The 23,401-nt window shown below is 40.8% G+C and carries 19 protein-coding genes; 14 read left to right on the top strand and 5 right to left on the bottom strand.

Going from position 1 to position 23,401, the window contains the following annotated elements; translation table 11 throughout:
* The first annotated feature begins 348 nt into the window (after positions 1-348).
* Genes LQ227_RS15090 through LQ227_RS15105 form a run of 4 tightly spaced genes read left to right on the top strand, consistent with a single transcriptional unit; the run spans position 349 to position 4,335 of the window.
* Positions 349-1,665, top strand: coding sequence for a gluconate:H+ symporter (locus LQ227_RS15090; RefSeq protein ID WP_230141014.1), 1,317 nt, complete (start codon positions 349-351; stop codon positions 1,663-1,665).
* A 17-nt stretch (positions 1,666-1,682) separates the two neighbouring features.
* Positions 1,683-2,153 (top strand): RidA family protein, encoded by a 471-nt coding sequence (locus tag LQ227_RS15095; RefSeq protein WP_230141016.1) that lies wholly within the window; start codon positions 1,683-1,685, stop codon positions 2,151-2,153.
* Complete coding sequence (locus tag LQ227_RS15100) at positions 2,153-3,256, top strand: D-TA family PLP-dependent enzyme (RefSeq protein ID WP_230149853.1); 1,104 nt, start codon at positions 2,153-2,155, stop codon at positions 3,254-3,256. Before LQ227_RS15095 ends, LQ227_RS15100 begins: the two co-directional genes overlap by 1 nt.
* Positions 3,257-3,264: 8 nt before the next feature.
* On the top strand, positions 3,265-4,335 hold the full coding sequence (locus tag LQ227_RS15105) for a dipeptidase (protein WP_230141021.1): 1,071 nt from the start codon (positions 3,265-3,267) through the stop codon (positions 4,333-4,335).
* Positions 4,336-5,013: 678 nt separating this feature from the next.
* Here the strand turns inward: LQ227_RS15105 and LQ227_RS15110 are convergent.
* Both LQ227_RS15110 and LQ227_RS15115 read right to left on the bottom strand, forming a co-directional pair.
* On the bottom strand, positions 5,014-5,916 hold the full coding sequence (locus LQ227_RS15110) for an AraC family transcriptional regulator (RefSeq protein ID WP_230149854.1): 903 nt from the start codon (positions 5,914-5,916) through the stop codon (positions 5,014-5,016).
* Between the two features lie 21 nt (positions 5,917-5,937).
* Positions 5,938-6,867: an alpha/beta fold hydrolase gene (locus tag LQ227_RS15115; protein WP_230149855.1), complete on the bottom strand. Its 930-nt coding sequence runs from the start codon at positions 6,865-6,867 to the stop codon at positions 5,938-5,940.
* A gap of 388 nt (positions 6,868-7,255) precedes the next feature.
* Between LQ227_RS15115 and LQ227_RS25645 the strand changes: the two genes are divergently transcribed.
* The 6 genes from LQ227_RS25645 (at position 7,256) to LQ227_RS15140 (ending at position 10,517) form a co-directional block, all read left to right on the top strand.
* Positions 7,256-7,444 carry a helix-turn-helix domain-containing protein gene (locus LQ227_RS25645; protein WP_371823043.1) on the top strand — a complete coding sequence of 63 codons (189 nt, stop codon included), beginning with the start codon at positions 7,256-7,258 and terminating at the stop codon, positions 7,442-7,444.
* Positions 7,444-7,911 carry a macro domain-containing protein gene (locus LQ227_RS15120; protein ID WP_230149856.1) on the top strand — a complete coding sequence of 156 codons (468 nt, stop codon included), beginning with the start codon at positions 7,444-7,446 and terminating at the stop codon, positions 7,909-7,911. The genes LQ227_RS25645 and LQ227_RS15120 overlap by 1 nt, the downstream gene beginning before the upstream one ends.
* A 1-nt stretch (position 7,912) precedes the next feature.
* Positions 7,913-8,248, top strand: a complete 336-nt coding sequence (locus LQ227_RS15125; protein ID WP_230149857.1) for a hypothetical protein — start codon at positions 7,913-7,915, stop codon at positions 8,246-8,248.
* A 22-nt stretch (positions 8,249-8,270) separates the two neighbouring features.
* Positions 8,271-8,759, top strand: coding sequence for a DUF695 domain-containing protein (locus LQ227_RS15130; RefSeq protein WP_230141030.1), 489 nt, complete (start codon positions 8,271-8,273; stop codon positions 8,757-8,759).
* Positions 8,760-8,885: 126 nt separating this feature from the next.
* Positions 8,886-9,596, top strand: coding sequence for a hypothetical protein (locus LQ227_RS15135; RefSeq protein WP_230141032.1), 711 nt, complete (start codon positions 8,886-8,888; stop codon positions 9,594-9,596).
* Positions 9,597-9,791: 195 nt separating this feature from the next.
* A complete protein-coding gene (locus tag LQ227_RS15140) occupies positions 9,792-10,517 on the top strand; it encodes a hypothetical protein (RefSeq protein WP_230141034.1) in 726 nt (241 codons plus the stop codon).
* A 137-nt stretch (positions 10,518-10,654) separates the two neighbouring features.
* Here LQ227_RS15140 and LQ227_RS15145 read toward each other — a convergent pair whose 3' ends face one another.
* The 3 genes from LQ227_RS15145 to LQ227_RS15155 all read right to left on the bottom strand — a co-directional run bounded on the left by LQ227_RS15145 (position 10,655) and on the right by LQ227_RS15155 (position 16,833).
* Entirely contained in the window at positions 10,655-11,986 is a 1,332-nt protein-coding gene (locus LQ227_RS15145) for a Gfo/Idh/MocA family protein (protein ID WP_230149858.1), read from the bottom strand.
* 112 nt (positions 11,987-12,098) lie between these two features.
* Positions 12,099-13,649 carry a SusD/RagB family nutrient-binding outer membrane lipoprotein gene (locus LQ227_RS15150; RefSeq protein ID WP_230149861.1) on the bottom strand — a complete coding sequence of 517 codons (1,551 nt, stop codon included), beginning with the start codon at positions 13,647-13,649 and terminating at the stop codon, positions 12,099-12,101.
* A gap of 13 nt (positions 13,650-13,662) precedes the next feature.
* On the bottom strand, positions 13,663-16,833 hold the full coding sequence (locus tag LQ227_RS15155) for a SusC/RagA family TonB-linked outer membrane protein (protein ID WP_230149862.1): 3,171 nt from the start codon (positions 16,831-16,833) through the stop codon (positions 13,663-13,665).
* A 548-nt stretch (positions 16,834-17,381) separates the two neighbouring features.
* Between LQ227_RS15155 and LQ227_RS15160 the strand changes: the two genes are divergently transcribed.
* The 4 genes from LQ227_RS15160 to LQ227_RS15175 all read left to right on the top strand — a co-directional run bounded on the left by LQ227_RS15160 (position 17,382) and on the right by LQ227_RS15175 (position 23,270).
* Complete coding sequence (locus LQ227_RS15160) at positions 17,382-18,269, top strand: AraC family transcriptional regulator (protein ID WP_230141043.1); 888 nt, start codon at positions 17,382-17,384, stop codon at positions 18,267-18,269.
* A gap of 984 nt (positions 18,270-19,253) precedes the next feature.
* Positions 19,254-20,090, top strand: a complete 837-nt coding sequence (locus tag LQ227_RS15165; protein WP_230149864.1) for a fumarylacetoacetate hydrolase family protein — start codon at positions 19,254-19,256, stop codon at positions 20,088-20,090.
* Positions 20,091-20,225: 135 nt separating this feature from the next.
* Complete coding sequence (locus LQ227_RS15170; RefSeq protein WP_230141055.1) at positions 20,226-21,941, top strand: IlvD/Edd family dehydratase; 1,716 nt, start codon at positions 20,226-20,228, stop codon at positions 21,939-21,941.
* 9 nt (positions 21,942-21,950) lie between these two features.
* Positions 21,951-23,270 (top strand): gluconate:H+ symporter, encoded by a 1,320-nt coding sequence (locus tag LQ227_RS15175; RefSeq protein WP_230149866.1) that lies wholly within the window; start codon positions 21,951-21,953, stop codon positions 23,268-23,270.
* Positions 23,271-23,401 lie beyond the last annotated feature (131 nt).

Here is a 23,401-nt window from a genome sequence, read left to right on the forward strand (position 1 = left end):
ATTATAGCACTGTTGCCTATTACGCTTAATGCGATATAGATGGCAAGCATGTTATTATGAATGCCTGTCTCCATGCCAATAGCTATTATCGGATCAGAAAATCTGAGTGAATTAAATCTAATGTTTTATCGAAGGCGAAAATAAAATTTTAAACTTACCTTAGTGTTATTTTGATTGCACTGATGATGAAATACTCCTCTTTATTTACCTTGATTAAATCAGCGAAGTTGTTTTGCCTGATGGCTTTACAATTTATGGTCATGAATGGTTTTAGTCAGTTGGTGGGAACAGGAATTATTCCGAGGCACAAAAGCCTGGTTAATGGTTGATGAAATTATCGTAAATTAAATGACTATACTCATTGTTTTTATTTGCATTGCCTTATTAATCGTACTGATTTCTGTATTTAAGATTAATGCTTTTTTAGCCTTTTTAGCGGTATCTTTTATTGCGGGCCTGGCTTTAGGCTTGCCACCTTCAAAAATCCCATCGAGTATCGAAAAAGGCATGGGCGATGTTTTAGGCTCCTTAGCCATTATCATTACGGCAGGGGCAATGCTTGGTAAACTGGTGGCCGAAAGTGGTGCAGCGCAAAAAATCGCCCAGGTAAGCATGAGCATTTTCGGTGAAAAATATATTCAATGGGCTATGGTTTTAACCGGCTTTTTAATTGGCATTCCCCTGTATTACGGTATAGGTTTTGTGCTGATGGTTCCCTTAATATTCTCCGTGGTTTACCGTTATAAATTGCCTGCCTTGTATATTGGCTTACCCATGTTAGCCGCCTTATCCGTAACACATGGATTCTTGCCTCCGCATCCTTCTCCAGCGGCATTAGTGATTCAATTCCAGGCCGATATGGGTTTGACACTATTTTATGGTTTAGCTGTTGCCATTCCTGCAATCATATTAGGTGGTCCCATCTTCGCCCGTACGCTCAAAGCCATTCCTGCAAATCCATTGGCTTCTTTCAGCCCAAAAGAGTTAACTGAAGAACAACTTCCGGGTGGATTTAAAAGCTTTTTTACGGCTTTACTTCCTGTATTGTTACTTGCAGTTGCTTCCTTCGTTCCCATGCTTTTAAAGCCAGATGCTGTGATACTGCCCTACATTTTATTTGCCGGAAATCCATCTGTTGTGATGCTTATTGTATTGATTGTTGCCACATGGTTATTGGGCATAACACAGGGAAAAAAAATTACGGAGATCATGCATATTTATGGAGATGCCATTAAAGATATCGCCTTAATTCTTTTGATCATTGCGGGTTCAGGAGCTTTAAAGCAGGTTTTAACAGAGAGCGGTGTAAGCAATCAAATCGCAGCTTATTTGCAACATGTTAAAGCTGAACCATTGTTTCTGGCCTGGATGATTGCCGCAATCATCCGGTTTTGTGTGGGTTCGGCAACAGTTGCCGGTTTAACCACGGCGGGCATCATTGTTCCTTTAATGGAGCATACGCACACCAATCCCAACCTGATGGTTTTAGCGGTTGGTGCAGGGAGTTTAATGTTTTCTCATGTTAACGACGCCGGATTCTGGATGTTTAAAGAATATTTCGGTTTAACTTTGAATGATACCTTCAAATCCTGGGCATTAATGGAATCTATTGTTGGCATTGCAGGCCTTTTGGGTGTACTTTTGCTTAAAATAATCATCGCATAAAATAACAAATACATCATATGGAAAATTTAACTCCCGACGAACGCTTCGAACAACTGAAACTTAATTTACCGCCCGCACCTGCGCCACTTGGCGTTTACAAACCTTGTTTAGTTGATGGAAAATACCTTTACCTAAGCGGCCATGGCCCGGTTCAGGATGATAAATCATTAATCATTGGACGGATCGGTGCTGATTTATCTCAGGAAGAAGGTAAGACTGCTGCTTTGCAGGTGGGCTTAACCATGCTTTCTACTATAAAAACAAACATCGGTAGTTTAAACAAAGTTAAACGGGTAATTAAGGTTTTAGGCATGGTAAATTGTACGCCTGAGTTTGAAAAGCATCCTTATATCATTAACGGTTGCAGTGAGCTTTTTGCAAAAGTTTGGGGCGAGGAAAATGGCATTGGGGTAAGAAGCGCCGTTGGCTTTGGCTCTTTGCCAGATAATATTCCGGTAGAAATTGAAGCATTGTTCGAACTTTTTTAATGATGCAGCAAGACTGGTACATAATCCCGAATGAGGAGACGCTGGAAACACCTGCGCTTGTTTTTTACGAAACAAGAATCCGAGAAAACATTGGCATACTGAAAGGCATGATTAAGGATGTCGGCAGACTTCGGCCGCATGTTAAAACGCATAAATGTTTGGAAATTACCCACATGCTAATCGATGCGGGAATCAATAAATTCAAATGCGCCACCATCGCCGAAGCTGAAATGCTTGGCCTAGCTAAGGCCAAAGACGTTTTATTGGCTTACCAGCCGGTTGGCGAAAACATTAACCGTTTCTTTAAACTCATAGATCAATATTCAGGCACCAGTTTCAGCTGTTTGCTCGATAATATTGAAACCGCAAGCGCAATCTCTGATATGGCGGTTTCGAAAAATAAAGTTATTGAGGTATATATCGATTTAAACGTAGGGATGAATAGGACAGGAATTTTGCCTGAACTAGCTTTTGGTTTAGTTAAAGCATTACTTAACCTTCCTCACATTATTATCAAAGGCTTACATGCTTATGATGGCCACATTCATGATTCATCCATTGATGTTCGCTCCCAAAAAGCAGAACCTATTATTGCTCAGCTTCATCATTTAAAAGAAACTTTAGGGATTGAGCATTTAGCAGTTATCGCCGGTGGAACACCAACTTTTCCGGTATATGCCAAACATACAGATTTTGACTGCAGCCCCGGCACTTTTATTTTATGGGACAAAGGTTATCAGGATGCTTTTGCCGAACAGCAATTTAATACGGCTGCACTCGTGATCAGCCGCATCGTATCTAAACCTACAGAAGATTTAATCTGTACCGATTTGGGGCATAAAGCCGTTGCTGCCGAAAAGGACTTGAAAAACCGGGTATTCTTCCTGAATGCGCCGCAGTTCGACGTTCAAAGTCAGAGCGAAGAACATTTGGTTTTAAAAGCAGAAAATCCCGGAAACTATAAGGTGGGCGACATGCTTTACGGCTTGCCTTATCACATTTGCCCCACAGTTGCCCTGTATGAAAAAGCGCTTTGTGTGGGAGATAATCAATCACTAAAATACTGGGATATCATCTCCAGGAAAAGAAAAATCACCATTTAATCATAACCATGTTTATCATAGATGCCCATTTAGATTTAAGTATGAATGCCCTAGAGTGGAATCGCGATCTCACCAAAAATATCGCCGATATCAATAAAAGGGAGGTTGGCTTAACAGATAAGCCCGATCGCAGTAACGGAACAGTTTCACTCCCCGAATTGCGTAAGGGTAATATTGGTTTGGTTGTGGCTACGCAGATAGCCCGTTATGTTGCGCCTGATAATCACTTACCGGGCTGGCATTCGCCTGAACAAGCCTGGGCGCAAACGCAGGGGCAGCTGGCTTGGTATAAAGCGATGGAAAATGCCGGTGAAATGTTCCAGGTGAACAATCTGGAAAGCCTCGAGCAACACCTCGAATTATGGAGTGATGGACGTGTTAACGATAAAAAGCCTGTGGGTTATATTTTGAGTTTAGAAGGGGCTGATTCTCTTATAACGGTTGGCCATTTAGAAAAAGCCTGGCAAAATGGCCTGAGGGCCGTTGGTCCGGCGCATTACGGACCCGGACGTTATGCGCAGGGTACCAATGCAACAGGCAAAATGACTGCGATTGGTCGCGAATTATTGAAAGAAATGGAACGGTTAAATGTGATTCTCGATGCCACACACCTTTGCGATGACAGTTTTTGGGATGCATTGAGCCGCTTCGGTGGCCCTGTCTGGGCTTCGCATAACAACTGCCGGAGCCTGGTGAACCATAACCGCCAGTACAGTGATGAGCAGATAAAAGAACTGATCAAAAGAGACGCCGTAATTGGTGGCGCGCTGGATGCCTGGATGATGGTTCCGGGTTGGCAGCGGGGGATCTCCAAACCTGAAGCAATGAACTGTAACCTGGAGGTGATGATCGACCATATAGACCATATTTGCCAGCTGGCCGGAAATACCAAACATGTCGGAATCGGTTCTGATTTAGATGGTGCTTTTGGAAAAGAGCAATGTCCTTACGACCTGGAAACCATTGCAGACTTACAAAAAATACCGGCTTTATTTAAGAAAAGGGGCTATACCGATGCTGATGTGGAGGACATGATGCATGGCAACTGGCTACGTTTTTTAAGAAAAGCCTGGGCATAGATACAAAAAAATAAGGGATAAATTATAAAAGATGTCACCCTGAACGTTAATTAATTGTTTAAAATCAACATGAGTGACTTACAATTGTTTTCTCTTATCCTACGGCGCAGTCTTGCCTCGGCTCACCGCCGCCGAAGGGCTCTTTCTTTTTGGCATCAAAAAGAAGCAAAAAATGCCGGCTGAAAATTTTTCTTTCGAAGCTAGCAGGTAGGCTTGGGCAGTGCAGCCCGAAAAATTTGTTAGGCCGGATTTAAGTAGAACGGGGATACCGTGCCATGGCCTAGCTGGATGGAAATGCTAAAGCAATTAAATGTTGATTAATATTGATTTGCAAAATAAGGTCAATGATAGCTTGTCGAAGGACTTGGTTAAATACACTTTAAGGTGTTTCGACGACCTGTCCCGATTCATCGGGAAGTTCAACATCACAGCATCTGGGCTGAAATCGCCTTTAGGATACAACCTCTTTCTGTGAACCCTTTAGCACAAACCCGAAACATTTGATACAAGATTCAGCGTTGCTTGCGGGATTCAAAGCTGAGATGCATGGCTAAAATACTCGTTAAAGTAGTCATTATCAATTAACCTTTTCCATCCAATCGAGTATGAGATTAATAGAATAAATACGATGAGTCCTTATCAGCCTTAAGGATAACGGTACACTTTATCCGAATATGCTTAATTGAAAGAACGTCTGAAATCCAAGGGCGACATACTGGTTTTGAGCTTAAATAGTTTACTAAAGGATGGGGGATGTTCAAATCCCAATTCATAGGCGATCTCGCTGATCGAAGCCTGACTTGTCGATAATTGTTCCTTTGCTTTTTCGATCAGGTGATTATGAATGTGCTGTTGTGCATTTTGCCCGGTAAGTGATCGCAGCATATCACTTAAATAACTGGCACTGACGTTTAATTGCGCAGAAAGAAATTGAACAGTTGGAAGTCCTTGCTTTTGTGCCTGTGGCGACTGGAAGTAGGCGAGTAAAGTGTCTTCTACTCTTTGAAGCAAATCGTTGCTTACCGCCTTCCGGGTGATAAATTGCCGGCTATAGAACCGATTCGCATAATTCAGCAGCAATTCGATCTGAGAAATCACAACATCCTGGCTGAAATTATCAATTCTGCCTTTTAACTCTTCTTCGATACTTTCGAACACGGCGATAATCGTGGTTTTTTCTTTCTCTGATAGGTGCAACGCTTCATTGATCGAATAGGAAAAAAATCCATACGTCTTAATTTTTTTGGCGAGTTCGTAACCCTGTAAAAAATCGGGGTGGAAAAGTAAAGTATAACCAGATTGATCGCTTAATGGCGCGTGGCCTCCTGTGATTTGATTCGGTGAAACAAAAAACATTCCCCCTTCGTCAAAATCGTAGTAATGCTGTCCATATCTGAACTTTCCCTGGAAGTTCATCTTGTAAGAGATCTTGTAAAAACTTAAGATGTGCGGACTGGGAAGCTTTTCCAGGGGAATGGCGCCTTCGGCATTATTTATTAAACTTACCAATGGGTGCATAGGCGCCGGCATGTCCAGCGCCTTGTGCAACCTTGATAAAGAATTGAATCTGTGGTTAGACATTTCTTCCTTCATATTGTCTGTTTACGATTTGCTTTCAATACTGCCTAACGCACCTTGTACGCCGTTAAGGCTTTTCTTTGCTTGTTCCCAACTTGGATCGGTTGGATCGAATGCACTTCGAATGTACGCAAGAATACTTTCACATACAAAAGCAACACGCTCCGGATTTTCATCACTTGTTTCGCGGGCATCATATCCTGATATGCCACCAAAAATGTGTTCAGCGCCAAACACAGTCAGCAGGTCCTTCGGGCCAGGACTTTGATAATAAGCATCCGCACGCCAATCGTCAACATCAGAGAACATGAGGTTTTTGTCCTGGTCTCCATTTACAATAAGTGCTGGCAAAGTCATGGTGCTGAAATTGCCGGCCGCCAATACAGGATAGTGCTGTCTGGCGGCTCCGTTAAATCCTTCGGGTCCACCAGAAGCACCAATTAGCACCCGGGCTTTTAATCTTGGTTCTGCGGCATTCACTATTTTACCTGTTGCCGGGTCGGTTACTTCCATGCCAGCCAGCATGGCTAAGGTGTGGCCGCCCATCGAATGGCCGATAGCAGCAACTTTTGCTTTATCGACTCTTCCGGTTAAGCCAGGTACTGTGGCAATAATTTCGTCCAGGTGATCCATGATAAATTTCATATCCGCTGGCCGCGAACTCCAAAACAAGGGTGCTTCCGGAAGGGATGAGGAAAGTCCGAGCGCTTTGGAATTTTGATGAGTAGGTTGAATGATAACAAAGCCTTCTGCGGAAAAAAAATCTGCCATGGGGCCATATCCTTTGTACGAAGAAAGAAAGTTAGAGGGGCCATGTCCATGCGAAAGAAGAATAACCGGCAGGTTGTTTCCGCTCGCGGGAGCAGAAACTTTTATTTCCAGGTCTACGTGACGGCCCGCAACTGGTAACACAACCGGACTAAAGCTGATAATAGGTGTTTTTGACTGTTTCATTTTATTTTGATTTTGATACAGGCAAAGTTCATCAGCATTCAGCTCTCCGGCGTAGCCAAAACGGGGCATTGCATAGCCAAACTCAGGAAAAGGTACCCATCGCTTGATCAAGGAGTTAGCGGATAGTAAAGCGCATGACAAGACTAAAAAAAAGCGTGACACATTCTTTTAAAGAATTGTATCACGTTTCGTTATCGCGTCGGGATTTGCACCTAGCGTTAAAATCAGTGTTTGAATAGAATTTGAAGCTTTTTTGTAGTTCTACTCATTGAATTACTCACTAATTTTTTAATACGTTTTAGCTGCAATTGCGGCATCTAAATTTACGTGAAATAACTACTTTTGGCAAAAAAAACTAATATGTCATTTTTAATTTTTACGAATTTTTATTAATTATCGTACTAGTCCAGATAAGTTTTCCTATGAGCACAACTTAAACCGTTCTCAGTATGGTAAATATGAGGCAGGTAATACCAATATCACAATTGGCACATTGATCAACATCTTAAATTGTTTTGGCGTGAGTTTGAGCGACTTTTTTAATGAGGACTATGATGGAATTGAACAATCAAAATAATGGAGATAAATTATTTAAAAGGTGACGCTACTAATCCCACATCTAGTGGTAACAAGATAATTGTACACGTCTGCAATGATATCGGCGGTTGGGGAAAAGGTTTTGTGATGGCAATCTCAAAACGCTGGAAAGAACCAGAGCAGAGATATCGGGAGTGGTTCAAATCAAAGACTGGTTTCTCCCTTGGTGAGGTCCAGTTCGTGAAAGTTGAAGACGATCTTTGGATTGCGAACCTGATTGGCCAACATAAAATTAACAAAGACGAAATGGGAAATGCACCAATTCGATATGAGGCAATATCAAAGGGTCTAGAAAAAGTTGCCCAGTTTGCATCTGAAAATGATGCAACCGTGCACATGCCTAGGATTGGATGCGGCCTGGCTGGTGGTACATGGGATAAAATCGAGCCATTGATCAAATCGGCTTTGACTGAAAAAAATATTGAAGTAACAGTTTACGACTTTTAGCATGTGGACACCAATTTCATTAGCTGAATTAGAAAAATTGATCTCAAGGGGAGAATCAAAACTCGAAGGTGAGCCATTGAACTTTTGGAACCTGATTAAAATTGTGCCCCAGAAATGGCAGGAAACCGAATATGGAGACGAGGGCGGAGGATTTTGGGTGGTCGCAATTTTTGGTAATGCAGTAGTTTATTACAACGACATTGAGGAAGGCTTCAACGTCTCAACATACCAGACTTACGGACATATTAGTGAATATTGGTGTGAGCAGAGCGAACTTGATTGCATGGTTAAACTGCTTTACAGGAGGATCAAGGAGGAAAAGCAAAAGACCCCGTAACTAACAATAAAAACCTAATACGTTGAGTTTTTTAAACAAGTTTTTTGGAAACAAACCTCCTGTGGTTGACTGGGAGATGGTAAAATATTCGGATCAGATATATCCGAAACATTCTTTTACCCTCTTAAAGCTAACCATGCAAAATGGCAAGCTAGGCACTGGCTGGGTTGATAAATCATATAGAAAGTACGAGTTCAAAGAATTTTGCCCTTATCATATCGGGATAAGCATTGATCTCACTGATAAAGTTGCCGAGAATAATCCCGACTTGGATATGGGCACAATTGAGGATTTCTTTTCAGATGAATTGAAGAGGATATGCATTTGCCACTTTGTTTCCAGGCTGGTATCAGATAAAGGAATGGAAATCCAATGTTATTCAGAAGAGAATGAACCTATCGAGCAATTTTTAAGAAAAGTTAGTCTGGCAGAAAACAGATTGGTATCTTTCACTTACGAAATTAATTACGATCCAAAATGGCAGCGAGTAAATCGGTTGTTAAGTTTATAATGGATTATATTATGTTTCGCCGAATTAAATATCCTTATTTTCACACTAATGCGAAACAAAGTAACATGCCTTTTATTTGTGAATGAATGAAGTTAATTTTCCGACCATAACCGTGAACAGAAAAAAATGAGAATAGAAATTTTGATAATACTTTTTACTTTAAACATTCTAGGACATAAGGGCGAGATTAAATTTGAGAATCCAAATTTCGAAAGAATAGTATTAACCAAATATCCAGAAATTGACTTAAACAGTAACGGAAGGATTGAGGCAAATGAAGCTGATCAAATAAAAACGCTTGACCTAATGGGACAAAATCTTGTAAATGTTAATGACGTAAAATATTTCAAGAACTTAGAACAACTATTAATAACAAATAATAAAATTAGTGGATTGAAACTTGATAGTTTAAAGTTCCTGACAGACATCTATTGTGCTAAAAATGCTTTAAATGTATTTGAAATTTCAAATATGCCAGCTCTAAAACAAATTAGTTGTGGCTTAAATCAGCTAACTAACGTGAATATAAAAAATTGTCCAAATTTAGAGTCATTGAATATGATGGACAACCAACTTAATAAAATCGACCTAAGTCAATTTTATAGGCTTAAGTACTTGGTATTAGACAACAATAAATTGAAGACTCTTGAATTATCGAATAACCCCGAATTAATTCAAATAACAGTTAATGGAAATGGTATTAAAGTAATTGATATTACAAAAAACCAAAACCTTAAAATGAATATAATTTATGTTGACGAAGGTGTAAACATTGTTGGTACTGAAAGCCAAATGAAAAATTATAAGAAAGTTCCAACAATTATTCAAAGTCAGTAAATCCCCCTTTGTCCGTAGAGTTAAGCGCAGCGTCTCTACAGATATAAGAATAAAATTGAACTTATAAACTCAAATAAAAGCGTATCACAGACTCTTTTCTATTTACTATTCCGTAGATCCCTGCGGAAACTCTACGGACAGACATGAAATAGAATTGAAGGAGGAAATTATAAATTTAAGTATGCAAAATTTATTATGAATTTGGAAGATAACCTATTACCCGACTGGATAAAACGACAAGCATCAATGGGCCCAAATGTGGAAGTTGATGGCAATCGAACTCAAGAAAACTCCTTTTGGTACTATCTTACACTTTGTTGTCCGCTTATTTTCGATAGTTATGCTATAATGCTACATCCGTTTTGGATCGACGCAGATCAAAAAAAACTTGCAGACAGTGATGCAAGTCATGACGCTATAAACGCTAATAAAAGCCTGCAGCCCATTTCATGGTCTTCCTTTTTCGATCTATTCGGTGAAAAGTTTGATATCTCGACCGCTAATGAAATTCAGGACAAAATTAGAATGGGGCTCTTACCAAATTGGCCTGTGTACATTGGCTTACCCGAAGAAGGAGATTGTGGTGATGAGCAATTAGATTTTGTGCTCCAGAAGATAAAGCAGAAGTATGGCAACGAAATAGTTAACTACTATTACTGCCTTCTCAAAACTACAAGTTGGAATGAAGAGAAATTGTTTAAATCAAAGTTATCAGATAGTGAAACAATAAGGTCAAAAGATGAGATCAGGAATAATCCTACGGCAATATTTCCTGACAACAAAAGTTGGTGTATCGTAACGGATTACGACTTACAATTTACTTTTATAGGCGGATCTGCCAAGTTAATCGAAGAAATTACAGATAACGAAAACTTTGGTATCTATAATCTCTTGCCAGTATTTAAGGAAAAAAATATTTGATAATAGCTTCTCAACGATTTGGCAATCCTAAAGTAAAAGCCCTGCAATCGTGCGATTGCAAGGCTTTATATATTTTGATAGTCTTTGATGTGATCCCGGAGGGAAATGTACACATCTGATCTGTTTAAACTGTAGCGTTAAACTTTGGGTAAGCTGTAACCGTTGTGATACTGAGCCAACAGGTATTTATCGTTTAACTTCTGGTCTGTAAACTGATGTTTGGCATGGTCCCATGATAATTTTTGTCCGCTTCTGAAGGCAAGATTTCCCATTTGGGCAACGGTAGCTACATGCGCAGCATCTTGTATAGAACAATTCAGTTCTTCTTTTTTTCTGGACCTGATCACACTAAAGAAATTGACCATATGATTGTCCAGTCCATTATCTGAGGATTTAACAAAGGGCTTGCTCACTTTATTGCCGCTTACCTTTTCTTCAATAACTTCCCAGCCTTGCCTGTTGAGGATCAGTGTGCCGTTGTTACCGATATAGGCAATGCCATGGTTGCGGTTATAAGAGCCGTTATCGATGCCCATGGCAGAATCCCATACCATGTTGAACTTGTCAAACTCATATAGGGTAGTCAGCGTATCAGGCGTTTCTTCATACAGATCGGGATAGGCGAAGCGGCCACCTAATGCAGATATGGTTTTTGGTACAGGTGAATTCATACCCAGCAAGCCATAATCCAATAAATGCACGCCCCAGTCGGTCATTAAGCCACCGGCATAATCCCAGAACCAGCGGAAATTGAAGTGATATCTGCTGGCATTGAATGCTCTTTTGTTCGCAGGCCCAAGCCACATGGCATAATCAACGCCTGCAGGGGGTAGGGTATCAGGCACTATGGGAGCAGGTTTCATCCAGCCCTGGTAACACCATACTTTTACCGTTCTGATATTTCCTAGCTGGCCGCTCTTTACAAAATCGACAGCATCTTTAAAATGTTGCTGACTGCGCTGCCATTGACCTGCCTGCACCACCTTATTGTGTTTTTCCTGCGCTTTAACCATGGTACTGCATTCGACAATAGAGTTGCCGACTGGCTTTTCGACATATACATCTTTACCTGCCTGTACGGCATGGATCATCATCAGAGCATGCCAGTGATCGGGTGTGCCGATAATTACGGCGTCGACATCTTTATTATCGAGCAGCGCACGATAATCTTTATATCTTTTTACTTTTGCGGCATCAACATTCATCGACTTTAATTCGGCCATCCTTTCATCAAGCACATTGGCATCACTGTCGCACAGGGCCATCAGGTTTACGCCCGGTACTTTGAGGGCCGCTTTGAGGTCGGACCATCCCATGCCTTTGATTCCTATTACACCAATATTGATCTGGTCATTTGCGCCAATAGTCTTACTGAAAAGGGCATAGGCAGGATTGTCTAAGGCAGAAAGCAGGGCAGTGGTTCCTACTGCAGTTGCAGCGTAGTTGAGGAAATTTCTACGGTTTAACATTTAATTTAGGTTAGATTTATACTGAAAGTAAATTACAAAATAATTAGTAGAGCATGCAGGATATGGGTAAAATTAATAAGAATGTTACCCATATCTGTCGCCGGCATTTTTTCTATTTATCCCAAAAAATACGTGTGTCCATATTATCTGGCCCGCCATTGTCTGCAACCGCTGCCTGGTAATTCGTTGCATTTGCAGAAAGCTCAAGCGTTGGATAAACAAAGCGGCGAACAAAACCACCGGTTATATTTTGTCCTGCGATGGTATTGGGCGATAAGGCTGGGAAACCGCTCCTCCTGAAGTTAGCAAATGCCTCGGTACCATTGCCCCAGGAAGCCACCCAATATTGCGTATTAATCAGGTTGAGTGCATTTGCCGCTGTATAAGCATTAACAGGATTATTGATAAATGCATTTTGCGTAGCTAAAGGAATAATGGCTCCCGCGTTATAGGTTGTCCATTGGTCCATTGCCGCGCGGATACCATTAGCATAATAAACATCAGGTGTACTGCCACCAGTTATCCAGCCTCTAAAAGCGGCCTCTGCCAGCAGCAATTGCGTTTGAGCGTGAGTGATAAAAAATTGCGGAGCGGTTAAACTACCGAAAATACTATAATTAACCTGCGAATAATTAAAACCCGAGCCGTTAGCACCTCTAAATCCCGGAGCAGTTGATAAAGTAGCACTGCTATAGCCTATAGGGAGTCCGAACTGATTTGCAGATATGGTATCTGGTACGCTTGTAGGTGCCGCTAAAGGATTTGCGTATTTGCCGGATATAAACTTCAATCGCGGATCGCCACTGTTTTTGAGTTGATCTACAAAGGGAGCCGCTAAATAATAAGTATTCGCTATTGCAGTAATCGTCTGGCTCACGGGATTCACGTAAGTGGTATTGTATTTCAGGTAACAGTTGTCGGCATTTGATGTCATTACACCACCCGCTACTGCAGCTTGCACAATAGCTTGCGCTTTTCCCGGATCTAGTTTACTATACCTCATGCCCAATCGAAGTAATAAGGAATAACCCAATCTTTTCCATTGGGCGATATTGCCACCGTAAAACACATCAGCCTTTACAATATCCTTTGCCGGATCTAAAGCTGCCGTTGCCTCAGTAACTTCTTTAATCAGGTCGGTGTAAATCGCTGCCTGATTATCGTATTTAGGGGTAAGCACATTCGATAAATAGGCTTGTCCGGCTTCACTATAGGGTACGTTTCCATAACTGTCTACCAGCATCATAAATTGGTAGGCTTTCCAGATTCTGGCTTCGTTATATAAATTTGTTCTTGCTGCATTGCCTTTGAGCTGGCTTAAGATCTGGACCAGTAATTGAACAGGGCCTGAAGAGCTTGTTGCGCCACTATTTGTTCCTGTATATTCTGCATTCCAATTTTGCGAAGTATAGGTTTGATTCAGCTGATTAAAATTAAATGCCGAGGTGATTCCCGAAAACGGATTTACAAATTGTTGTACAATTGTTGGCTCAGTTTCCATCGTCGCTCCATGTGTTCCAAATTGCGCACTCGTAAACAAGAATGCCGCATCGAGTTCTGTCGGATTATTTGGATTAATATTCAATTTATCAAACCCTTTATTGCAACTGGAAATTACTGGAATCCAGATTGCGATGGCTATAATTCTGATTAAACTTTTCATATTGTATATAGAGTTAGAATTTTACGTTTAAGTTAAATCCGTAAGTACGTGTTGTTGGCAGTGATGCCTGCTCATAACCGGTTAGGTTATCTCCGCTTGAGGCTATTGCTTCGGGATCAATGTTGGGCGTGTATTTTTTGATGATCAATACATTGCGACATACCGCAGAAAGCACTAAGCCTTTCACATATTTTTTATTGATAAATTTAGACAGGTCGTACCCCAACGAAAGGCTTCTTAATTTAACAAAGCTCGAGCTGTAAATAAATGGATCCAGGATATTCGTCGAACGATAATTTGCGTAAAAATCTTCTGCATTTACAGCGGTGGTGTTTGGCAATCCGTCAGTAGCGTTTACGCCAGGAAAAATTACGCCACCCACACGGCCAGGTAAAGACTCTTTTGATAAACCTTCTCTTAATAAATTTAAACTTGTGCTCGATAGTACTTTACCACCTGCTTTATAATCAATATGGGCAATAAAGGTAAAGCCTTTGTAATTGAACGTATTTAGCCAGCCTCCTGTTGCTTTAGGAAGACCACTACCGAAATTTACCGGTTTATCACTTGCTACGGGTTTGCCTCCCGATAATACGATATTTCCGGAAGCATCGCGTTTGTAAGTTGAACCTACAATTTGGTTAAGGGGTAAACCTACTACGTGAACAATAGACCCAAAAAACTCAGGACTGCCTACTACAAGTTGCGATTGGTTATTAGCTAACGACAATACTTTTGAAGAGTTGAAAGCAGAATTAAAAGTTGTTTTCCAGGTAAAGTTCTTGTTTTGGATAGGTATTAATTCCAGGTTAAATTCTAATCCTTTATTGTTTAAACCACCTAAGTTAACCAGCGTGGTGCTGTATCCGCTTGCTGCAGAAAGGCTTATTGGAACGGCTTGATTAGTCGTTTTTTTATCGTAAGCAGCTACATCCAGGTTTACTCTGTTGTTGAACATGCGTAACTCGATACCGATTTCTTTTTCATTTACGCCAAAAGGCTTAATCTGGGTATTTGGTGAAGCTGTCCCGTTTATACTTCCTAAGGGAAGCCCGTTGAATGAATTTTGAGCAAGCGCAAATGTTAATGCATTGTAGGGCGCAACCCCCTGGGCGCTTCCCGTTTCTGCAACAGCAACTCTGATCTTTCCAAAATTTAACCATTTTGTTTTTGGAAGTAATTCCGAAAAAACGAAACTTCCGCTAATTGAAGGATAGAAATAATGATCGATATCTCTGGCCAGTACCGAATACCAGTCTGTACGGCCGGTAAGATTGAGGTACAATAAATTTTTGTAGGACAATTCTGCTGTACCATACAATGAATTTACGGTTTGTTTAGTCTGGTTGTAACTAGAATTTGCCGTAACACCGTTTCCAATTGTATATAAACCTCTGATGTAAAAGTTGGTTACCGCTTCACTGAATGTAGAAGTAGTTAAGGGAAAGTTATTACCGCCTACCGTTGCATTAAATGAAAAATCTTTCCACTTATGCCCACCGCCCAGCAAGAAGTCAAAATTATTTTGGCGGGTACTTGCTGTATTTATCCCATAGCTACCGTTGTACAGCCCTGCCGGTGCTGCAGATACAGCCAGTGTACCTGTCGGCGTGTTTGATTCATAGGTAGATTGCAAAAGGTCCATATTTGCCCTGCCCTGAAAATATAGCCAATCGAAAAACTGATAGCGTACCACAGCAGTACCTAACAAATGATCTTTTGTTTGTCGTTGAAATTGGTGCGCCAATATCCAGTAGGGGTTGGTAACGGTAGCAAACCTCGAAGTAGGTGTTTCATTTCCGTTGACATCTGTTGCGGCTGCCTCGAGTACATCAAAAGAAATGGAGTTAGCCAGCCTGTAAATTGATGTAGGAATTGCATTTCCCTGTACGCCGACAAGTGGCGGATTGTTATTAAATTGATGATCATAGTTAACGTAAAATTGTGCAGATAATTTATCGGTAAGTTTATAGTTAATGCCAACGTTAAAAATCTTTTTATGATAATCGTTGTTTGGTATGATGCCCTGAGCGTCTTGATTAGAAAGAGACACCCGAAAACTTCCTTTATCGTTACCGCCAGAAAGTGCAACGGTATTGCTCCATGATGGTGCAAGTCTAAAGAATGTACTGATCCGGTCTCTAACAGGCGCATAAGGACGCTGAACACCGTCGAATTGATACGTTGGTACATTATCAAATGGCACACCAAAACTCCAGGCCCCAGAACTCTGCGCAGTTCCTTGTGATGAGGGACGGATATTATTTTCACCTTGCCCGTACTCATATTGAAAATCTGTATAATCCAGCGCTTGGTTTATTGTAAAATTAGAGTTGAACTCAATACCTAATCCACTATTTTTGGATCCCGACTTTGTTGTAATAATGATTGCACCGTTAACGGCACGCGAGCCATACAAGGCTGCAGCGGTAGATCCTTTTAGCACAGTCATCGATTCGATGTCGTCCTGATTGATGCCTTGCAGATTATCTCCCTGGTCGACATTTTGTGTATAACCATTACTACTGCTTGCACCCTGCGACATTGGCAAGCCATTGATTACGATCAGCGGCGAATTGTCTGCGGTGAAAGAAGATTGTCCACGCAAACGGATCTTTGTACTTCCGCCTGGCCCTGCGGCGGGTGGAGAAACGTCCAATCCGGAGATTTGGCCCTCAAGCGCATTGGCAAGGTTAGTGGTGCGGTTAGTTTGTAATGCCTCTACATCGGCTTTTTGAGCCGAGTAGCCCAGGCTTTTGGCCTCCCGCTTTATACCGAGGGCAGTTACGATAACCTCATTCAAAGCATTCGTAACCGTTAGCATAGTAACATTGACAACGGTTTTTGTATTTATTGTTATCTCTACGGGCTTATAGCCAATGGATGTGAACACCAACACCGCATTGGTATTGGCAACATTTATAGTATAACTGCCAGATGAATTGGTTATAGTAGCGTTCCGTGTTCCCTTTTCAGCAACGCTAACGCCGGGTAAACCAACACCCTGTTCATCGGTAACTTTACCTGTAATTCCTATCGGCGCTAATTTTAACTTTTTGGTTGTTAAAGATTTGCTAAATATTACGGTTGTTAGCCCACCAGCTGATGCGCTTGCAGACTCGAAAAGCATGAATACCGTTAACACAGTACAAATAAATACTGGTGGAAGTAATTTTTTTTTCATAATTGTTGTTTGGTTAGAATTGTTTTTTTGTAATAAACCGCAGAAGGGGCGGCGCTGTCAGTTCGGAGCATACGCAGCGTTTAGCGCTTAAGTATTGTGGTCGAATGTTAAGTAAGTCTATCTCATATGATTATATTGGTTTGCTGGTTAATCAATCCCTGTTCTAATAACCTAAGGCTAAATGGTTTATTTGAAGAAAGCAGCTGCGAAGAATAGCAGCATCCACTTTCCTTTTATATTTGGTTTCGAAACAGTTATGTTACACAAGCAAATAAAGACAACTTTAATGAAAAGCAATTTCAGTATTACAGCAAAAAATTGTAACATATTAACATAGCTATTTCTTTGTGGTAGGAGTTACTGTCTGATAAAACATATAAAATATGTCTGTTTATCAATTACTTACAATTTTTATTCAACATGAAGCCAATCTGTTCCGCAAATCATAAAACCTGGCGTTGTTAATATAACTACCATTAATAGGTAATAGATATGCATTATATCGTACATAATTTATAAATTCATGCTATAGTTAACCAATTATAAACATGAAGGCTACTTTAAAAAAGGCTACTCCAAACCCGGAGCATTCCTTTAATATCCATAAGGATATAGGGCATGCGATATTAAGTGCATGGCACTATCATCCCGAATGCGAATTATTGGTAGTTAAAAGAACCTACGGTACCTGCCTGATAGGCGATCATGTTGGTCCTTTTAAAAATGGTGATGTATTTTTATTTGGATCAAACCTGCCACATACTTTCCGGTGTGAACAAAAATATCTGGAGAGCGATACCGAAAAAGTTGGAGAAACAATTGTGATTCTTTTTCAAAACAACATCTGGGGTGATGCATTTTTAAATCTTCCTGAAATTAGTCCGATTGTTAAACTGCTGAACACAAGTAAGCTGGGTTTGCGTTTAAAAGGCGTAACCAGACGAAAGGTTGGCAAAATAGCGGAGGAAATGCTCAACGAATCGCCTGCCCGTAAGTTGATCAATTTATTGTCTGCTTTAGAAATAATAGCTGCTTCGAAAGAATATGAAATTATATCATCCAATGGCTTTAACCCGGAAGTGAATAGCATCGATCAAAGCCGCATCAACACCATATTCGAATACACGTTTAATAATTACCACAAAAAAGTAGGGCTGGAAGATGTGGCTGCATTAATTAACATGGGGAAACACTCTTTTTGCAGGTACTTTAAATCCAAAACAAAGAAAACATATATCCAGTTTTTAATGGAAGTGAGAATTGGAAATGCATGCAGATTGTTATTAGAAGAAGAATTTAATATGACTGAGGTAGGCTATGCCTGTGGCTACAACAATATTTCTCACTTCTATCATCAATTTAAAGCGCTAACAAAAAAAAATCCAATGGACTACAGATACAATTATCTTAAAACCGAAGAGAGAAAATTTGCCTAGTAACCTCAGTTTGATTATTAATCTTCCTTTAAAGGTCTGCTACAGACATTTTTCGTTCATAGCCGTCCATTGACAGACTCCAATAGAAAAATCGTCATTGCGAGGAACGAAGCAATCTTAATGCGCACGCTAGTAGCGATCGTTGTAAGATTGCTTCGTCGGCTGAAAAAGCCTTCTCGCAATGACGATTCCTCACAGCCTACAGCTCGTTAAAAATTCTCCTGTCCATTCATATTGTTTTATACTATAAATTACCCCCAGGGTGACGGGTTAATTAATTGTTAGAATCAACATGAATGACAAATTTTTTAGAGTTATAAGCTTTGAGAGGAATCGTCATTCCCAACTTGATTGGGAACCACGGAGTGCTCATGAATGCCTATAAATAAAAGGAAAAACTTATGAATAATCGTAATGCAAGCGCTTTAAGATTCCCGCCTGCGCGAGAATGACGGCCGTACTGAGAGATTCTGTCAATGGTAGCTTATTTTACTGCGTAGCTTTCCCCTTTGCTACAGGTCAGGGTTCATTTAGCAGTAAAGATGCTGACCAGTTAGTAGTTACAAGACAATTGAAAAGACAATTTCTACTTTGCAAAATAAATCCGATAGCTATCCGATCAACATGATGATCGCGGTGGTTTCAGGGATTTAAAATTAGTCAGTGTAAATAAATATTAGTCGAACTGAGGTTTTACCAGGTTTTGACTTGCTTTTAAATGGGGTATTTCGTTTAAGATCTCGCCAGGTGATTTGCCTGATGTAAGCTCAAATCAAAAAGTATCTTAATTAATAATGATCAAATCCTGATCAAATTAGGCAACGCAAACCAGTAATTTTAGTATTGAAGCATTTTATTGTATTATATTAACATTATGCTGTAAATGTGCGCTAAAACGACTTATTTGGCTTTAGATTTTACCGCCTGGATACTTAAATAAAGTTCAAACTTAATTTAGTATCCAAAAAACTAAACCAAATAATTATGAGAATTTATAACACTTCTAGCGGGATTATTATACACCACAATAACCAATATTTTTTAACAGAAGAAAAAAGCTGGGATAGGTTCGTAAACAGGAGCAACCTCTTTAAATTGATCAGTAGCGAGCTGCAACATCTCCAACCTAACGAAGATTTACAAGCGCTTACCCATTCAGCTGTTTTAACGCCTATAGGCAGCCAGGAAGTATGGGCATCTGGCGTAACTTATTTTCGTAGCAGGGAAGCCAGAATAGAGGAATCAAAAGAAGCAAAAGGAGGGGATTTTTATGCCAGGGTATATGATGCAGACCGGCCAGAACTTTTTTTTAAGTCGCCGCCTTATCGCACAGTAGGTTCCGGAGGAAACATACGGATCAGGGCAGATTCTAAATGGAACGTGCCTGAACCGGAATTGACCTTATTTATCTGCTCAGAAGGCACTATTGAAGGTTATACAATAGGTAATGATGTATCTTCGAGAGATATCGAGGGCGAAAATCCGCTTTACCTCCCGCAGGCCAAATCATACAATGGTGCTAGCGCTTTAGGTCCCTGCCTTTTAGTTACCGACGGACCAATAGATCCGGATACCAATATCAGCATCGAAATATCCAGAGATTCTGAGGTCCTTTTTAAGGGGAAAATATCCATTAACCAAATGAAACGTAAGCACAAGGATCTAGTGGCCTACTTGTTCCGGGAATTGGATTTCCCTCATGGAACCTATTTAATGACAGGTACAGGAATAATCCCTGCCGATGATTTCACTTTACACAGCGGAGACATTGTAAAAATAACCATTTCAGCGATTGGTTCCCTTATCAATATCGTAGCATGATAACCATTGGCAAACAAATTATAGGTTTCGAAACCGCTGCCGAAACAAGTGAAACGATTTTTCGATAAACAGGTCCGCTGGCGAAAAATCTAAATAAGGAAGTAAAAAAATATAGCAACATAGTATATTCTAGATATGAAATCATATAGAAGTTCGACCTGGTTTGGGAAAAAAGATAAAATGGGCCTCATCTATCGCAGTTGGATGAAAAACCAAGGCATGCCCGAAGACATGTTTGACGGCAGACCGGTAATAGGCATTTGTAATACATGGTCTGAACTTACACCTTGCAATGCCCACCTGCGTGATATTGCCGAAAGTGTTCGTCGCGGGGTATTGGAGGCTGGTGGCTTTCCGCTGGAATTTCCCATCATGTCATTAGGTGAAACGCTCATGAAACCTACCGCCATGTTGTTCCGTAATCTCGCCAGTATGGATGCAGAGGAATCGATAAGAGGCAACCCTATTGATGGTGTAGTACTACTTACGGGCTGCGATAAAACTACGCCTTCTACGCTAATGGGAGCGGCAAGTGTAGATCTGCCAACCATTGTGGTTCCTGGCGGACCAATGTTAAACGGAAAATATCACGGACACGACATCGGCTCAGGAACAAGTGTATGGAAGCTGACAGAGGAATTAAAGAAAGGCGAAATTACTTATGATGAATATGCAGAAGTAGAAAGTTGCATGTCCCGTAGTCCGGGCCACTGTATGACAATGGGAACGGCTTCTACTATGGCTTGCATGGTAGAAGCGTTGGGCATGAGCCTTTCCGGCGGTGCAGCTATACCTGCCGTTGATTCCCGGCGGAAAAGGCTTGCTCAGCTATCCGGAAGGAGAATAGTTGAAATGGTTAAAGAAGACCTGAAAATTTCTAAAATACTAACACGCAATGCTTTTGAAAATGCAATTAAGGTAAATGCTGCAGTAGGAGGTTCCTCAAACTTTATTATTCACCTTACCGCTATTGCAGGGCGTATGGGTGTAGCGCTAAACTTAGACGATTTTGATGATATTGGCAGTAAAATGCCGCTTCTGGTAAATCTTATGCCTTCAGGGAAATTTTTGATGGAGGATTTTTACTATGCTGGTGGTGTACCCGCTGTTTTAAAACAAATGCAATCTGTTTTAAAAATGGATACCCTAACGGTAAGCGGGAAAACGCATGCCGAAAACATTGCTGTTACAGGAATAAATTACAATAAGGAAGTTATCTATGAATTTGAGCAGCCAATTATTCAGGAAGCCGGAATTACGGTACTAAAAGGTAATCTTGCAGTTAACGGAGCGGTTATAAAGCCATCGGCAGCTACGCCCAGTTTGATGCAGCACCGAGGTAGGGCAGTAGTGTTTGAAGACATTGAAGATTACCATGCGAGAGTAGATGATCCCGATTTGGATATCGATGAAACTTGTGTAATGGTCTTGAAAACGGTTGGTCCGGTCGGCTATCCGGGTATGCCTGAGGTAGGTAACATGACTTTGCCGAAAAAGCTACTTGACAAAGGCGTAACAGATATGGTAAGGATATCGGATGGCAGGATGAGCGGTACGGCATATGGTACAGTTATACTGCATGTATCGCCAGAGTCTGCTATTGGTGGAAATTTAGCGCTGGTAGAAAACGGCGACATGATTGAGTTGGATGTAGCCAATAAACGTATCCACCTTGAAGTGAGTGATGAAGTGTTAGCCCTGAGGCGAAGCAATTGGGTACCGTCAATTCCTGCTGCAACACGTGGTTATGTAAACTTATATGTCAACCATGTTCAGCAGGCAGATAAAGGTGCTGATCTGGACTTTTTAGTAGGCGGTTCAGGTTCAACAGTAACCAGAGACTCTCATTAAAGTAGGAACATGGATGTACTGATTCTTTTTGGCTGCATAGTTTTACTTGTATTATTAATTGCATGGGCGAAGGTTAATACCTTTCTTGCATTTTTAATCGTATCTGTAGGGGCAGCCTTATTGTTAGGTATGCCTGTCGCCAGTATTCCGCAAACTATTAATAAAGGATTAGGAGATACATTGGGATCACTGGCAATTATCATCGTTTTGGGCGCCATGCTCGGAAAACTCGTCGCTTCCAGTGGTGCCGCTCAAAAAATAGCCACGGTATTAAAAAAGACATTCGGCGCTAAATACGTCACCTGGGCCATGTCTTTAACAGGCTTTATAGTGGGCATTCCATTATTTTATAATGTTGGGTTTGTATTGCTTATTCCAATTATTTTTTCGGTAGCCTACAACTATAAGTTACCTCTGGTATATGTAGGCTTGCCTATGCTTGCATCGCTGTCCGTAATGCATGGTTTTTTGCCACCTCATCCATCGCCCATGGCTTTAGTTACTCAATTTCATGCAGATTTGGTTAAAACCTTTATTTATGGTTTAATCGTGGCCATACCCGCTATAATTATTGCAGGTCCTCTTTTCGCAAGAATATTAATAAATATGCAATCTAGCCCAACAGTTACCCTGCAGGCTGATGAACTGCCCGATAATGAATTGCCAGGGATAACAAATAGTGTGGTTTCTGCCTTGTTACCCGTACTTATAATTTTATCTACCACACTGATAACCAGGATATGTAGCGACAATATGGCTGTCGTAAATCTTGTCAGATTTATCGGTGACCCCACTATTGCCATGATATTAACCATTTGTATTACAACATTTACTCTTGGGATTAGGTCAGGTAAAAAGCTGATTGACATTATGGTAATTTTTGTTGATGCGACAAAAGATATAGCGATGATCCTTTTAATCATCGGTAGCGCAGGTATTTTGAAACAGGTATTTGTAGAAACAGGGGTGAGCAACAGCCTTGCCGCAATATTGAAAGGATTAACCCTGCCACCTTTATTATTGGCCTGGTTAATAACGGCCGTGCTAAGGCTTTGCCTGGGTTCGGCTACCATAGCTGGCCTCACCGCTGCTGGTATCGTTTATCCGCTTGTTGGGCCTCATGGTGCCGATCCAAATTTAATGGTGCTCGCGGTTGGATCAGGGAGCCTATTTTGTTCTCACGTAAATGACTCCTCTTTCTGGCTATTCAAAGAGTATTTAGGATTATCTATAAAACAAACATTTTTGTCCTGGTCGCTGATGGAAACGCTGGTATCGGTTATCGGACTTATCGGAATACTGATCATGAACCAGGTACTGTTTAAATAGGTAATCGTCAGCCAAGATAATAACGTAATCGAGCATGAAGAAAATGGTTGGTTTATTTATCACGCTGGCAAGTTTTACAGTGTCAGCACAGCAATCGAATTTTGAGTAGGATGCACGGCAATTGGGGTGCT

Source organism: Pedobacter sp. Bi27 (assembly GCF_918698255.1).
GTDB lineage: Bacteria > Bacteroidota > Bacteroidia > Sphingobacteriales > Sphingobacteriaceae > Pedobacter.

Bases quoted from the DNA above. Each gene is read 5' to 3' on its own strand.
- LQ227_RS15120 (WP_230149856.1), top strand. From the start codon at position 7,444: ATGGAGATAAATTATTTAAAAGGTGACGCTACTAATCCCACATCTAGT.
- LQ227_RS15125 (WP_230149857.1), top strand. From the start codon at position 7,913: ATGTGGACACCAATTTCATTAGCTGAATTAGAAAAATTGATCTCAAGG.
- LQ227_RS15105 (WP_230141021.1), top strand. From the start codon at position 3,265: ATGTTTATCATAGATGCCCATTTAGATTTAAGTATGAATGCCCTAGAG.
- LQ227_RS15160 (WP_230141043.1), top strand. From the start codon at position 17,382: ATGAAGGCTACTTTAAAAAAGGCTACTCCAAACCCGGAGCATTCCTTT.
- LQ227_RS15155 (WP_230149862.1), bottom strand. From the start codon at position 16,833: ATGAAAAAAAAATTACTTCCACCAGTATTTATTTGTACTGTGTTAACG.
- LQ227_RS15115 (WP_230149855.1), bottom strand. From the start codon at position 6,867: ATGAAACAGTCAAAAACACCTATTATCAGCTTTAGTCCGGTTGTGTTA.
- LQ227_RS15090 (WP_230141014.1), top strand. From the start codon at position 349: ATGACTATACTCATTGTTTTTATTTGCATTGCCTTATTAATCGTACTG.
- LQ227_RS15175 (WP_230149866.1), top strand. From the start codon at position 21,951: ATGGATGTACTGATTCTTTTTGGCTGCATAGTTTTACTTGTATTATTA.
- LQ227_RS15140 (WP_230141034.1), top strand. From the start codon at position 9,792: ATGAATTTGGAAGATAACCTATTACCCGACTGGATAAAACGACAAGCA.
- LQ227_RS15150 (WP_230149861.1), bottom strand. From the start codon at position 13,649: ATGAAAAGTTTAATCAGAATTATAGCCATCGCAATCTGGATTCCAGTA.
- LQ227_RS15100 (WP_230149853.1), top strand. From the start codon at position 2,153: ATGATGCAGCAAGACTGGTACATAATCCCGAATGAGGAGACGCTGGAA.
- LQ227_RS15110 (WP_230149854.1), bottom strand. From the start codon at position 5,916: ATGTCTAACCACAGATTCAATTCTTTATCAAGGTTGCACAAGGCGCTG.
- LQ227_RS15165 (WP_230149864.1), top strand. From the start codon at position 19,254: ATGAGAATTTATAACACTTCTAGCGGGATTATTATACACCACAATAAC.
- LQ227_RS15095 (WP_230141016.1), top strand. From the start codon at position 1,683: ATGGAAAATTTAACTCCCGACGAACGCTTCGAACAACTGAAACTTAAT.
- LQ227_RS15145 (WP_230149858.1), bottom strand. From the start codon at position 11,986: ATGTTAAACCGTAGAAATTTCCTCAACTACGCTGCAACTGCAGTAGGA.
- LQ227_RS15170 (WP_230141055.1), top strand. From the start codon at position 20,226: ATGAAATCATATAGAAGTTCGACCTGGTTTGGGAAAAAAGATAAAATG.
- LQ227_RS15135 (WP_230141032.1), top strand. From the start codon at position 8,886: ATGAGAATAGAAATTTTGATAATACTTTTTACTTTAAACATTCTAGGA.